This is a genomic window from Empedobacter sp. UBA2044 (assembly GCF_002333005.1).
GTDB classification, from domain to species: Bacteria; Bacteroidota; Bacteroidia; order Flavobacteriales; family Weeksellaceae; genus Empedobacter; species Empedobacter falsenii_B.
Map to the genome: position 1 here is coordinate 1 of NZ_DDBA01000036.1, position 13356 is coordinate 13356.

The 13356-nt window shown below is 31.4% G+C and carries 12 protein-coding genes; 7 read left to right on the plus strand and 5 right to left on the minus strand.

Going from position 1 to position 13356, the window contains the following annotated elements:
- From B4E59_RS06140 to B4E59_RS06155, 4 genes are all read left to right on the plus strand, one after another.
- Positions 1-691, plus strand: a 691-nt coding sequence (locus B4E59_RS06140; RefSeq protein WP_291051996.1) for an L-dopachrome tautomerase-related protein, incomplete at its 5' end; no start/stop codon positions are given.
- A 12-nt stretch (positions 692-703) separates the two neighbouring features.
- Positions 704-1708 carry an alpha/beta fold hydrolase gene (locus B4E59_RS06145; protein WP_291051999.1) on the plus strand — a complete coding sequence of 335 codons (1005 nt, stop codon included), beginning with the start codon at positions 704-706 and terminating at the stop codon, positions 1706-1708.
- A gap of 3 nt (positions 1709-1711) precedes the next feature.
- Positions 1712-2506, plus strand: coding sequence for an SDR family NAD(P)-dependent oxidoreductase (locus B4E59_RS06150; protein WP_291052002.1), 795 nt, complete (start codon positions 1712-1714; stop codon positions 2504-2506).
- Between the two features lie 21 nt (positions 2507-2527).
- Complete coding sequence (locus B4E59_RS06155) at positions 2528-3472, plus strand: aldo/keto reductase (protein WP_291052005.1); 945 nt, start codon at positions 2528-2530, stop codon at positions 3470-3472.
- A gap of 188 nt (positions 3473-3660) precedes the next feature.
- On the opposite strand, the gene B4E59_RS06160 is transcribed toward B4E59_RS06155, so the two are convergent.
- Genes B4E59_RS06160 through ileS form a run of 3 tightly spaced genes read right to left on the minus strand, consistent with a single transcriptional unit; the run spans position 3661 to position 8113 of the window.
- The gene (locus B4E59_RS06160; RefSeq protein WP_291052008.1) at positions 3661-4305 is read right to left on the minus strand and encodes a lipoprotein signal peptidase; all 645 of its coding nucleotides are present in this window, start codon (positions 4303-4305) and stop codon (positions 3661-3663) included.
- 9 nt (positions 4306-4314) lie between these two features.
- Positions 4315-4701, minus strand: coding sequence for a TraR/DksA family transcriptional regulator (locus B4E59_RS06165; protein WP_115001530.1), 387 nt, complete (start codon positions 4699-4701; stop codon positions 4315-4317).
- A gap of 4 nt (positions 4702-4705) precedes the next feature.
- Positions 4706-8113: an isoleucine--tRNA ligase gene (ileS, locus tag B4E59_RS06170; protein ID WP_291052014.1), complete on the minus strand. Its 3408-nt coding sequence runs from the start codon at positions 8111-8113 to the stop codon at positions 4706-4708.
- Between the two features lie 213 nt (positions 8114-8326).
- On the opposite strand from ileS, the gene B4E59_RS06175 reads away from it, so the two are divergent.
- The 3 genes from B4E59_RS06175 to B4E59_RS06185 are packed head-to-tail and all read left to right on the plus strand — an operon-like array spanning position 8327 to position 11772.
- Positions 8327-9946 (plus strand): DUF4836 family protein, encoded by a 1620-nt coding sequence (locus B4E59_RS06175; RefSeq protein ID WP_291052017.1) that lies wholly within the window; start codon positions 8327-8329, stop codon positions 9944-9946.
- Positions 9936-10577: an ATP-binding cassette domain-containing protein gene (locus B4E59_RS06180; RefSeq protein ID WP_291052020.1), complete on the plus strand. Its 642-nt coding sequence runs from the start codon at positions 9936-9938 to the stop codon at positions 10575-10577. Before B4E59_RS06175 ends, B4E59_RS06180 begins: the two co-directional genes overlap by 11 nt.
- On the plus strand, positions 10561-11772 hold the full coding sequence (locus B4E59_RS06185; RefSeq protein ID WP_291052023.1) for a transporter: 1212 nt from the start codon (positions 10561-10563) through the stop codon (positions 11770-11772). The genes B4E59_RS06180 and B4E59_RS06185 overlap by 17 nt, the downstream gene beginning before the upstream one ends.
- Before the next feature lie 76 nt (positions 11773-11848).
- Here the strand turns inward: B4E59_RS06185 and B4E59_RS06190 are convergent, their stop codons facing one another.
- The gene (locus B4E59_RS06190) at positions 11849-12511 is read right to left on the minus strand and encodes a porin family protein (protein WP_291052027.1); all 663 of its coding nucleotides are present in this window, start codon (positions 12509-12511) and stop codon (positions 11849-11851) included.
- 202 nt (positions 12512-12713) lie between these two features.
- Positions 12714-13226 (minus strand): hypothetical protein, encoded by a 513-nt coding sequence (locus B4E59_RS06195; protein ID WP_291052030.1) that lies wholly within the window; start codon positions 13224-13226, stop codon positions 12714-12716.
- Positions 13227-13356 lie beyond the last annotated feature (130 nt).

The window sequence follows — 13356 nt, forward strand, 5'->3', positions numbered from 1 at the left end:
TAACAAGGGGAAGATTACAGAGCGTATTTACTATTTCGAAGATTTAGATAAAACAAAATCTGGATTAAATGATATTCGTGTAGATGTAAAAAAGAATGTTGCTTATCTTTCTGATCCTGGTCAAGCTGCAATTATAATACTCGAACTTAAAACAGGAAAAATAAGAAAAGTTTTAGAAAAAACATCCTATACATTAGCAGATCCATCAATCATTCTTTATTACGATGGAGTTGATATGCGAGATAAAAATGGTAAACCCTTCATATCGAATGTTAATGGTATTGCATTAACACATGATTTTAAATATTTCTACTTTAAACCTATCAATAAAACTAATCTTTATAGAGTTGAAACTAAATATTTAGTAGACCAAAATTTAACGAATAAAGAATTAGAAAATAAAGTTGAAGACATGGGAAATGTTGGTATTACTCACGGTTTAATTGCCGATAAAAAAGGAAATATCTATTTAACAACTTCTCTAGATTATACTATAAAATACATAACTCCTAAAGGAAAATTACATACATTAGTACAAGATTATCGATTATTATGGCCAGATTTTTTAGGAATTGGAACAGACGGATATTTGTATTTCTCATGTGCTCAATTACAAAGACACGCTAAATGGAATAACGGTGTAAGTAAAGAAGAATTCCCATTTCAACTATTCAAAATAAAATTACCTTAATCTCATTTTAGAATGAAAAAAATAATTCAACTCGCAGCGTTTTCTATTTTAAGCATAGCTTCTTATACGCAAGCACAAACAAATAGACCTGTTTTAGACATTATGTTAACCAATTACGATTATCCGTACGAAGTTCATTATCTAAAACTTAAAAGCCAAACAGATGAAATAAAAATGGCTTACATGGATATTCATCCTAATAAAGCAAATGGAAAAACTGTTGTTTTATTACATGGTAAAAACTTTAATGGCGCTTATTGGAAAACAACAATAGAATCTTTATCAAAAGAAGGTTACCGTATTATTGTTCCAGATCAGGTTGGATTTGGTAAATCATCTAAGCCAACTAATTATCAATACACATTTCAGCAATTAGCGCAGAATACAAAAGCTGTTTTAGATGAATTAAAAATCAATAAAATTTATCTTTTAGGACATTCAATGGGTGGAATGGTTGCCACACGCTTCTCTCTTATGTATCCTGAGTCTGTAGATAAATTAATTTTAGAAAATCCAATTGGTTTAGAAGATTGGAAATTAGTAGCTCCTTACACGTCTATTGATAAAAATTACGAGAGTGAGCTAAAAGCAGATTATGAAACGACTAGAAAATACCAAGCTGGATTTTATTATGATAATAAATGGAAACCAGAATATGACGAATGGGTTTATTTATTAACAGGATGGACTAAATCTCCTGACTATCCGCACGTGGCTTTAGTAAATGCTAAAACGTCTGATATGATTTTCACTCAACCTGTTGTGTATGAGTTCGAAAAATTAAATGTCCCTACTTTGTTAATCATTGGAACAAGAGATCGTACTGCAATAGGTAAAGTTAATGTAAAAGATCCTGACGTTGCAGCAAAAATGGGACGTTACGATTTATTAGGTAAAGCAACTCAGAAAAAAATAAAAGGTTCAGAGTTAATCGAAATAGAAAACACTGGACATTTACCTCATATAGAGGTATTTGAAAAATTTATTACACCTTTAAAATCATTTCTAAAAAAATAAAAAATGGATTTACAATTAAAAGATAAAACTGCATTAGTAACTGGTTCTACAGAAGGAATTGGTTATGCTATTGCAAAAGGATTATTAAAAGAAGGAACTAAAGTTTTTATTAATGGACGTTCTCAATATAAAATCAATCAAAGTATTAATCAACTAAAAAGTGAAGTTCCAGAAGCAAATGTGGAAGGAATTGTTGCAGATTTTTCTAAGGTTGATGATGTAAATAATTTAATAAAAGAACTTCCAGAAGTTGATATTCTAATTAATAATGTCGGAATATATGGTGAGCAACCTTTCGAAACAACAAGTGATGAGGTTTGGTTCCATGATTTTGAAATAAATGTAATGAGCGGTGTTCGCCTTTCAAGATATTATGCACCTAAGATGAAAGCTAAAGATTGGGGAAGAATTATATTTATATCTAGTGAATCTGCCATTAATATTCCCGACGATATGATTCTTTATGGTGTTACCAAAACCGCTTATTTAGCATTAAGTAGAGGTTTGGCTAAACATCTAAAAGGAACTAATGTTACTGTAAATTCAATTTTACCAGGTCCAACATGGTCAGCAGCAAATTATAAAAATATGAAAGCTATTGCAGACGAAAAAGGCATCGATGTTGAAGAGGCTGGAATTGATTTTATAAAAGAAAAAAGGCCTTCTTCAATTGTAGGAAAATTTGTAGAAGCAGACGAAGTAGCAAATTTAGTTGTCTACACTGCTAGTCCTCTATCCTCTGCAACAACTGGTACATCATTAAGAGTGGATGGTGGAGTTGTAGACACCGCATTTTAAATAAACATAAAATCAAATACAATGAATAAAAAAACAATTAAAAATACAGATTTAGAGATCGCTCCAATCAATTTTGGAGGGAATGTTTTTGGTTGGACATTAGACGAAAAACAATCATTTGAAATATTAGATCAGTTTACAGAGGCTGGATTTAATTTTATTGATACTGCAGATACTTATGCTTGGTGGGTAAATGGTGTAGGTGGTCAATCTGAAGCCATTATTGGTAAATGGTTAAAAGAGCGTAAAAATAGACAAGATATTGTTATTGCAACTAAAGTAGGATCTGAAACTAAGGAACATAGTTTTGATGTGAGTAAAAAACATATTTTGAAATCGGTAGATGAGTCATTACAACGTTTAGGAACAGATTATATCGATTTATACTACACTCATTTTGATGATAACTTAACACCAATAGAAGAAACATTGTCTGCTTATGATGAAATTGTAAAAGCTGGTAAAGTTCGTTATATTGCAGCATCCAATGTATCTCCAGAGCGTTTAATTGAATCTTTTGAAGTTGCAGATAAAAATAATTTTCCTAAGTATGTTGCTTTGCAACCGCATTATAATTTAGTTGAACGAGACAACTTCGAAACAAAATATGCTTCATTAGTTGAGCAATATAACTTAAGTGTTTTCCCATATTGGTCATTAGCTGCTGGTTTTTTAACTGGTAAATATAAAGCCGAAGCTGATTTTGAGAAAACAGCAAGAGGTGCGGGTATTAAAAAATATTTCGATGAAAAAGGAAAAAATGTTCTAACAGTTTTAGAAACTATTGCAGATAAACATAATTCAGCTCCTGCAACAATTTCATTGGCTTGGTTATTGTCTAATCCATTAATTACAGCTCCAATTGTAAGTGCGACAAGTCAAAACCAATTAAAAACATTATTTGATGCGCCTCAACTTATACTAGACAATGAGGATTTAGAACTGTTGAATAAAGCAAGTAAATAGTTTAATATTACATCAATTTACACATAGAATTTTCTGATTACACAGTTATATGTGTTCACGCCTATCGAAGTTTAATTTAATTTTGATAGGCGTTTTTTAACATTCTCTTTGAGCAATCATTAAGTATTTAAGCAAATTAATAAAATATTAAGCAAAAAAATTGCCTCAATTTAAATTGAGGCAATTTTTTAAAATCTTAATCTTACACCATTTTCGGTTGTAAAGGCTTTTTTACGGAAAAGGAACAAAGTAAGTCCTCCAATAAAAATAGCCGAATCTGCGATATTAAATACAGGCTGAAAGAACTTATAATGTTGTCCGCCTATAATTGGAATCCAAGAAGGCCAATCAAACTCCACAATTGGAAAATAAAGCATATCTACGACACAACCCGTAAACCAACCAGAATAACCAGCAAAGTTTGCTTGTGCGACACCTTGATATCCTACCCAATCCTGAAACATTTCATTGTAAGTAGTTCCTTTATCGAAAATAACTCCATAAAAAATTCCATCCAGTACATTACCTATTGCACCTGCCAAAACAAGCGCAATCGGAATGATAAAGAAATTATTATTTAGTTTTTTCGCCCATGCATTAATATAGTAGATAATCATACCGATTAGCACAATACGTAGAAGTGATAAAAGGATTTTGCCTGTTTCTCCTCCGAAATGCATCCCATAGGCCATTCCTGGATTTTCTACAAATGCTATTTTAAACCAACCCAAAACATCTACATCTTCACCTAAAAAAAAGTTTGTTTTAACGTAAAATTTCGAGATTTGGTCAATGATTAAAACCAAAATGGTAATGAGTACTACTTTTTTCAAAACTCTGTATTAACGTTGCATATTCTTAGCTTCGATGCTTAATGTAGCATGCGGAACTAATTTCAAACGATCTTTATTAATTAATTTTCCTGTTACACGGCAAATACCGTATGTTTTGTTCGAAATACGTAACAATGCATTTTTTAGGTCACGAATAAATTTATCTTGACGTGCTGCTAATTGTGCATTTTGTTCTTTCGACATGGTTTCAGAACCTTCCTCAAACGCTTTGAAAGTTGGTGACGTATCGTCTGTACCGTTGTTACTATCGTTTGTGTAAGCTTCTTTCAATAATTCATAATCTTTTATAGCCTGATCTAATTTCTCTTGAATTATTGCTCTAAACTCTTCCAACTCTGCATCAGAGTACCTTACTTTTTCATCTGTTGTTGCCATACGCTTACAGTTTTGTAATCGCAATTTGCGTCATCAATCCATTAATTTCAACCTCTGCTCCATTTGCAACTTGGTCTTGTAAAACAAGATCTTCAGCTAATGTTTCAGAACAAATGTAATCTTTGTTTTGCTCGACTGCATTTACGATTGATTCATCATTTTTTAAGTTAAGTATAATTTTGTCGGTTACTTCTAGTCCGGTTTCTTTACGTATATTTTGAATTCTATTTACCAATTCACGTGCAACACCTTCATTAATTAATACTTCAGTTAATTGTAAATCAAGTGCTACTGTCAATGTAGAATTAGAAGCAACAGTCCATCCAGGGATGTCTTTTGTAGCGATTTCAAAATCTTCTAAATCTAAAGTTAATGTTTTGTTGTCAATTAACAAATCAATTTGTCCTGATTGCTCTAATTTAACAATTTGTTCATTCGTGATTTGCGCTGTAGCAGCGGAAATAGCTTTCATTTCTTTTCCATATTTCGGCCCTAAAGTCTTGAAATTAGGTTTAATAGATTTCACTAAAAGATTTGAAGCTTCTTCGTTTGTTAATAATTGAATTTCTTTAACATTAACTTCTTGTTTTAATAATTCAGATACAGCTTCTAAATTTGCTTTCATTGTATCATTCAACACAGGAATCATTACTTTTTGTAATGGCTGACGTACTTTGTTATCACTCAATTTACGAAGCGATAAAATCATACTTGTCGCTGTTTGTGCTAAATGTGTTTGTTCTTCTAATTGAGATTTAATCAATGACTCATCTACAACAGGGAAATCTGCTAAGTGAACAGATTGTGCTGCATTCTTAGCTGTTGCTGCATTAAGATCTTTGTATAAACGATCCATAAAGAACGGAGCAATTGGCGAACCTAATATAGAAATTGTTTCTAAAACAGTATACAATGTTTGATATGCAGCTACTTTATCTTTTGAGTAATCACCTCTCCAGAAACGTCTTCTTGATAAACGAACGTGCCAATTTGATAAATTATCAATAACAAATTCTTGGATTGCACGAGCTGCTTTCGTTGGTTCATAATCCGATAAAAAGCCATCAACTTTCTTCGTTAAGGTATTCAATTCAGAAATAATCCATTGGTCTAATTCAGCTCTTTCATTTACTGGTATTTCTTCTTCAGCGAAAGTAAATCCATCAACATTCGCATATAAAGCGAAAAATGAATACGTATTGTATAATGTTCCGAAGAATTTACGACGAACTTCATCAACACCAGCTAAATCAAATTTCAAATTTTCCCATGGCTGTGCATTTGCAATCATGTACCAACGCGTTGCATCAGGACCGTATGTTGCCAATGTATCAAATGGATCTACTGCGTTACCCAAACGTTTTGACATTTTTTGACCATTCTTGTCTAATACCAATCCATTTGACATCACATTTTTGTATGCCTTCGAATCGAAAACTAATGTTCCAATTGCGTGTAATGTATAAAACCAACCACGAGTTTGGTCTACACCTTCTGCAATAAAATCGGCAGGATACATTGTTCCATTATCAATCAATTCTTTATTTTCGAATGGATAGTGCACTTGCGCATAAGGCATTGCTCCAGAATCAAACCATACATCAATTAAATCAGCTTCACGTTTCATTGGTTTTCCAGATGCAGAAACTAATGTAATTTCATCTACTACATTTTTGTGTAAGTCGATCAAATCATAGTTTTCTTCTGTCATGTTTCCAACTTCGAAATTTTGGAAAGGATTAGAAGTCATTACACCTGCTGCAATTGATTTTTTAATCTCAGTAATCAATTCTTCAACAGAACCGATCACAGTTACTTCGTCCCCATCTTCTGTTCTCCAAATTGGTAATGGAATTCCCCAATAACGAGAACGAGACAAGTTCCAATCGTTGGCATTTTCTAACCAATTTCCGAAACGACCTTCTCCTGTTGCTTTTGGTTTCCAATTGATTTCTTTATTCAATTCAACCATACGGTCTTTTACGTCCGTTACTTTGATGAACCAAGAGTCTAATGGATAATATAAAATTGGTTTGTCTGTTCTCCAACAATGTGGGTAACTGTGTTTATATTTTTCTACTTTGAACGCTTTGTTTTGCTCTTTCAATAAAATCGCGATTTCTACATCAACCGATTTTTCTGGCGCAGCTCCATCGTCATAGTATTCATTTTTTACATATTTACCTCCGTAACCTTCTGGTAATTCAGCTACAAAACGACCTTGTAAATCAACTAAAGGAACAGCATTACCATGGTTATCCAATACTAACATTGGTGGAACACCTGCATCTTTTGCTACTTTAGCATCATCTGCTCCAAAAGTAGGCGCAGTATGAACGATACCTGTACCATCTTCAGTAGTTACGAAATCTCCTGGAATAACTTGAAATGCATTTTCTGCATCTTCGTAAGGTAACGCCCAAGGCAATAATTGCTCATAGCGTGTTCCTACTAAATCAGCTCCTTTGTATTCACCAACAATTCTATATGGAATTGTTTTATTCCCAGCAGCATAAACTTTGAAATCTTCTTCTGTTTCTGCTAAGAAATATGGTTTTCCAAATTGTTTTGAAACCAATGGTTTTCCTAAAATTACACGAATTGGCTCGAATGTATATTGATTGAATGTTTCAACCACTACATAATCTATTTTTGGACCAACAGTCAATGCTGTATTCGAAGGTAAGGTCCAAGGAGTTGTTGTCCAAGCTAAGAAATATACATCTCCATCAAAATCATTGAATAAATCTGTTAAGTCTTTCTTTACTTTAAATTGAGCAACAATTGTTGTATCTGTTACATCTTGATATGTTCCTGGTTGATTTAACTCGTGCGAAGACAAACCTGTACCAGCTTTAGGAGAATATGGTTGAATGGTATAACCTTTGTACAACAAATCTTTGTTGTAAATTTGTTTTAACAACCACCAAACAGACTCCATATATTTTGGTTTATATGTGATGTATGGATCTTCCATATCCACCCAATAACCCATTTTTTCAGTCAAATCATTCCACAAATCTGTGTAACGCATTACTGTACGTTTACACGCTTCGTTATATTCTTCAATTGAAATTTTAGTTCCAATATCTTCTTTGGTAATTCCTAATTCTTTCTCAGTTCCCAATTCTACTGGTAAACCGTGCGTATCCCAACCCGCTTTACGGAAAACTTGTTTTCCTTTCAAGGTTTGGTAACGACAAAATATATCTTTGATAGAACGTGCTAAAACGTGGTGAATCCCTGGCTTTCCGTTTGCAGAAGGAGGACCTTCATAGAACACAAAAGATGGATTTCCATCACGCGTAGAAATACTTTTTTCGAAAACATTATTTTGTTTCCAATCTTCTAACGTTTCTTTTGAGACTTGTACCAAGTCTAAGTGCTTATATTCTCTAAACTTTTTTGCCATCGAATTCTTTCTTATTTCTTCTAAATCAAGGAGTGCGAATATAAGAAATTTTTACATATTTTTATTGTTATAGAAACGAAAATCATATTAATAATTGCTTAAATTTATCCCGATATTATAGATTTAACAATTCTTGAATAAAAATCAGATGATTTCAGATTTAATTCAGCATTAACCAAATAATTAACAACAATTTTTAAAGATATTTTTTCGATGAAAAAAGGCTTCAAATATTACTCGATTCTATTCATTATTTTGCTTTTTGCAGGTTGTTCCAAAAACGAAGATTATACGGTTTTGATTCCAACAGATGCAGATTTTGTTGCGTTGATAAATCCAAAATCAATTGCAGAAAAAGGTAATTTTCAGAAATTAGAACAATACAAAATTTATCAATTAGCCGAAGGCGAACTTAAAAATCAAGATCCAACTTTTGATCAATTATTAAATGATATTAAAAACAATCCGACTTCAGCAGGCATAGATATTATCAGCCCTATTTACATTTTTGGACAAAAAATTAATGGAAAAAATATGGTTGCGTTGATTACAAATATGCGTGACAAAGATCAATTTGAAAAACATTTATCAACCATTTACAAAGGTTTATACAAAAAAGATATTTCGTTTGAAAAGAAAGATGGTTTTACAACAATTTCTGGATTCAATAAACCATTTATGGTTTGGAATAAATCTCAATTTTTATTGATTGTTTCTGAATTTGGTATTGAAGAAAAAGCGATTCAAGATTATTTCACGAAAATTATCAATGATAAACATTCACTTGCGAAAGAAAATAACAGCTTTGGAGATTTTGTTAAAAACTCTCAGGATATCAACATTTGGTACACTGGAAACTTTTTGAAAAACTTCTCTAAACTTGAAAGTTCTGAAAAGAAAAACCTTGATTTTACAAAAAGCTCTTGGGTTAATTTTATTTCATTTACTTCGGACGGAATTAGTTTTACACAGAAATTTCATCCAGATGCGATTACAAAAGTTGAATTGCAAGAACATCCAATGTGGAAATCAAAAATAAATACTGATTTTTTTAAGTATTTTCCTGCGCAAAGCTACATGAATATTGGACTTGGTATTTATCCTGCAAACACACGTTATGTGTTCGAAAATCAAAATTTCTTGACTACTTTTTTAGAACAATATGAAATTGATTTGAACAAATTAGAACAAAGTTTTGAAGGCGAAGCTTTGTTTAGTGTTTATGATTTTGAGATCGGAAAAGCATTTAATCCAAATGATTTTTTTGGTAAGAAAGAAGCTTTTATCAAGCAAATTGTTTATCCGCAATTTGTTTTGGGAGGAAAAATGAAAAACGATCTTTTCTTCAACGAATTTATTAAAGCCAATCAAGAAAATATTCAGAAAATTGGACCTTATTATATGTTGCCACTTTCGACAAATATGAAGATTTATATGACGTACAAAAACAATTTGATGTACATCACAAATAATCAATCGATTATGAATCAATATTTGAACAAGATGGTAAGTTCTTCAAATTTTGTAACGTCAAAATATGCGACAAATGCTTCAAATCCGATGTTTGGTTATATGAATTTGAATTTTGATCAATATCCAAAAGAAGTTCAAAATTATATTTATCAACAAATTCCGTTCGGAAATACGAAAGAAATGCAAACGGTTTTATCTTATTTTGATCACATCGATTACCGCGTTTCGAATGAATACACAAAAACAGGAAAAATACATATGAAAAAGACGGATAAAAATAGTTTGGAAGTGATTTTCTTACTTTTGGACCAAGCTTATTCACTATTTTTCAATCAAGCTGCACAAAAGAATGGAAATTAAAATCAGTCAACTTGTTCCGCATCCTTTGAAAGAATTTGGGTTCGAACATTCTAAAATTTGGAAAAATATATATACTTTTTCGAGCGGAAATATTTATCAAATCGTTGCACATTCGGGTGTTGGAAAATCGACTTTGATTAATATTTTGTACGGTGATAGAAAAGATTATGACGGAGAAGTTTTGTTTGATGAACAAAATATTAAGAATTATTCTTTGAATGATTGGACAAAAATTAGACGTGAAAAGGTCGCGTATGTTTTTCAAGGTTTACATTTGTTTGAAGAATTAACTTTGATGGAAAATATCCAATTAAAAAATGTATTAACACAACATCAATCCGAAAATCAAATTATTGAATGGATTGAAAAAGTTGGTTTAAAAAGTCATTTACATCAAAAAGCGATTCATCTTTCTTATGGTCAACGTCAACGAATTGCGGTGATTCGCGCACTTTGTCAACCATTTGATTTTCTACTTTTGGACGAACCTTTTAGTCATTTAGATGAAGTGAATCAACAACTTTTGATTGATTTGGTTACCAAAGAAGCTGCAAAAAATAACGCTGGAATTATTTTTACAAGCTTACACGAAATTCACGATAAACGCCTTACAAATGTCATTCAACTCTAAAACTTTAATTGAAAAATTGGTTCGTAAAAACCTAAGTTTCTTGCGAATTACAACCTTTTGTTTTTTCTCAATCATCGGATTTTTCATCTTGATTTTGGCTGGAACAATTTATTTGGATTATGCTAAAAATTTTGGAGAAGACAGTTCAGTTTGGAAAGCGAATTATGTGGTTTTGAATAAAAAAATATCGTCTTTACAAACGTTGACTGGAGAAAAACCAAGTTTTAGTGAAAATGAAATTAACGATTTGAAATCGCAAAATTTTGTTGCGAAAGTTGGAACATTCAAAAGCAGTCAATTTCCTGTAAAACTGCAAGTTGGTGGAGTTGCTGGAATTGGTGGTTTTTCGACTGATTTATTTTTTGAATCTGTTCCAGAAGATTTTATTGATGTAAAAGAATCTGATTGGAAATGGCAAGAAGGACAAGATTTTATCCCGATTATTATCCCGAAAAGTTATTTGAATTTGTACAATTTCGGTTTTGCAACAAGTCAAGGTTTACCACAAGTTTCGGAAGGATTATTTACTAAAATTCCTTTTCAATTGGTTTTAGGAAAAGGGGAAAATCAGAAAGTATATCAAGCAAGAATTGTCGATTTCACGACTAAAATTAATACGATTTTAGTTCCTGAAAACTTTTTGGAATGGGCAAATCATACGTACGCGCCTCAAAAAAATACAGAACCTTCGCGAATTGTTGTTGAAACAAAATCTCGAGGTGATGAAAATGCTTCGACTTATTTTGAGCAACAAAATTATGATATCAACAAAGATGAATTGAAAAATAATGAATTGACGTATTATCTAAAATTAGCTTTTTCGTTGGTTTTATTTATTGGTTTAATCATTGTTTTTGCAGCTATTTGGTTGATGATTATCAATTTTCAATTGATGATTGAAAAGAATAAACAAAAAACGAAAGATTTATTTTTGATTGGTTACAACATCAATCAACTAGCTCGTCCGTATCTGAAATTTTCGATTATATTTATGTTGATCAGTTATCTTATTTCGATTCCATTGGTTTATTTCATCTTGAATATCATCAAAGAAAAAGTCGGAAAATTTATGGCAACAGAAAGTTCTCACGTTTGGGAAGTCATCGGTTTTGGATTAATTATCGTGATCATTTTATTCATGATTAATAGAATAATTTTGACACATTCCATCAAAAAAATTGCGTTGAAAGATTAATGCTAAATTTTATAAAAACATAAAAAGGATTCTGAGTTTTTCAGAATCCTTTTTATTTAAACTTAAATATTCTCGATTAAAATGAATATCCAACTCCTAAAGAAAATGAATGGTTTTTAACATCAGCACCAATTGCTGTACCATTGTTTGTATTTTCTGTAAGTCTTGTTAATCCCATATAATATCTAGCACCAACATTGATATTGTCTGTTACATTGTATCCTAAACCGAAGTTAACACCAAAGTCAAAGTTTTTTACGTCATCTTTTACATCAAACTTTTGTTCTGTTGTGTAAACGGTATTATTCGCATATGTACTTGTAGATTGTTTATTGCTCGCATACATGTTAAATCCAAATTGTGGACCAGCCTCAATATTGAAACGAGATGCAGCAGGATAGTATTTGAACATGATTGGAACTTGAATATAATCTAAAGTCGTTTTGTTTTTACTTTTTATAGTTGTATTTCCTACTTCCATTACTTCGTCTTTGTACTTCCCTCCCATTCTTGTAAAATTTACCTCTGGTTGAACAGCAAAACGATCAGTAAGTGGAAAATGTCCATAAAGACCTGCGCTAAAACCTACTTTATAATCATTATCATTTACATCTTTTCCGTTAAAAGAAGACATATTTACACTTGATTTAATACCAAATTGTGACGATGTTGTTTTTTCTTGTGCGCTCAAACTTACAACTCCTAACATTGCAGCAGCAATAAAAAATATTTTTTTCATCTTTTAAATTTTATAGTTCTAATTATGATGTATGCATAATTTCAAGTCTTGTGCCAAAAAATGTTAAAAAGTAGTGCTTCAAATATTAGTTAACTCATTTTAAACATATTAATTATTTAATTTTAACATTCATAAAAGCATTTTAATAAAAAAAAGCTACATCTTTCGATATAGCTTTTATCAATTATACGTTATTTTCTATTTAGAATTTATAAGCGAAACCAACTGCTACTGCACTTGAAGCAGCATCAAAATCTCTTCCTAAAATTTCTCTTTTTGATTCTAAACCTTTATAAGCTGCATAAACATCAAAGTTAGCTCCTGAATAACCTACTTTTGGTTGGTAATATAATCCACCTTTCCAGTCGTCTCCTGTTGCAAAAGCATAACCTAAGTCTGCTCCTAAGAAAAAGTTTTGAGCAACATCAAATTTAGCAGAAGCCGCTAATGGAATAAATCCATAATCTTTTCCTCCAACATCTTTAAAATTGCTATCAGCAATAAAGTGATCATATCCTGTTGCAACACCTAATCTTACGTTAGAAGCTACTGGATGTAAGTAAGCTAAATCAACACCAACATTGAAAGAAGAATAATCTGCTGCATCACCTACTGGAATACCCACGTGAACTCCACCTTCAACACCTGTTGTTTGTGCTGAAACTCCTACCATACCTGCTACTGCGAAAGCAGCTGTTAATAATACTTTTTTCATTTTTATAATGTTTTAAAATATTTACAATTTTGTTAAACTTATTTGCATAATTTCAATTTATGTGCCAAAGTTAAAAACTAAATAATGATAAAAAATACTAAAATTAACAATAACCTAATATTCAGAACTT

What these genes read in the sequence shown, in the direction of transcription:
- B4E59_RS06155 (WP_291052005.1), top strand. Translation starts at nt 2,528, where the DNA reads ATGAATAAAAAAACAATTAAAAATACAGATTTAGAGATCGCTCCAATC.
- ileS (WP_291052014.1), bottom strand. Translation starts at nt 8,113, where the DNA reads ATGGCAAAAAAGTTTAGAGAATATAAGCACTTAGACTTGGTACAAGTC.
- B4E59_RS06165 (WP_115001530.1), bottom strand. Translation starts at nt 4,701, where the DNA reads ATGGCAACAACAGATGAAAAAGTAAGGTACTCTGATGCAGAGTTGGAA.
- B4E59_RS06195 (WP_291052030.1), bottom strand. Translation starts at nt 13,226, where the DNA reads ATGAAAAAAGTATTATTAACAGCTGCTTTCGCAGTAGCAGGTATGGTA.
- B4E59_RS06190 (WP_291052027.1), bottom strand. Translation starts at nt 12,511, where the DNA reads ATGAAAAAAATATTTTTTATTGCTGCTGCAATGTTAGGAGTTGTAAGT.
- B4E59_RS06145 (WP_291051999.1), top strand. Translation starts at nt 704, where the DNA reads ATGAAAAAAATAATTCAACTCGCAGCGTTTTCTATTTTAAGCATAGCT.
- B4E59_RS06175 (WP_291052017.1), top strand. Translation starts at nt 8,327, where the DNA reads ATGAAAAAAGGCTTCAAATATTACTCGATTCTATTCATTATTTTGCTT.
- B4E59_RS06150 (WP_291052002.1), top strand. Translation starts at nt 1,712, where the DNA reads ATGGATTTACAATTAAAAGATAAAACTGCATTAGTAACTGGTTCTACA.
- B4E59_RS06180 (WP_291052020.1), top strand. Translation starts at nt 9,936, where the DNA reads ATGGAAATTAAAATCAGTCAACTTGTTCCGCATCCTTTGAAAGAATTT.
- B4E59_RS06185 (WP_291052023.1), top strand. Translation starts at nt 10,561, where the DNA reads ATGTCATTCAACTCTAAAACTTTAATTGAAAAATTGGTTCGTAAAAAC.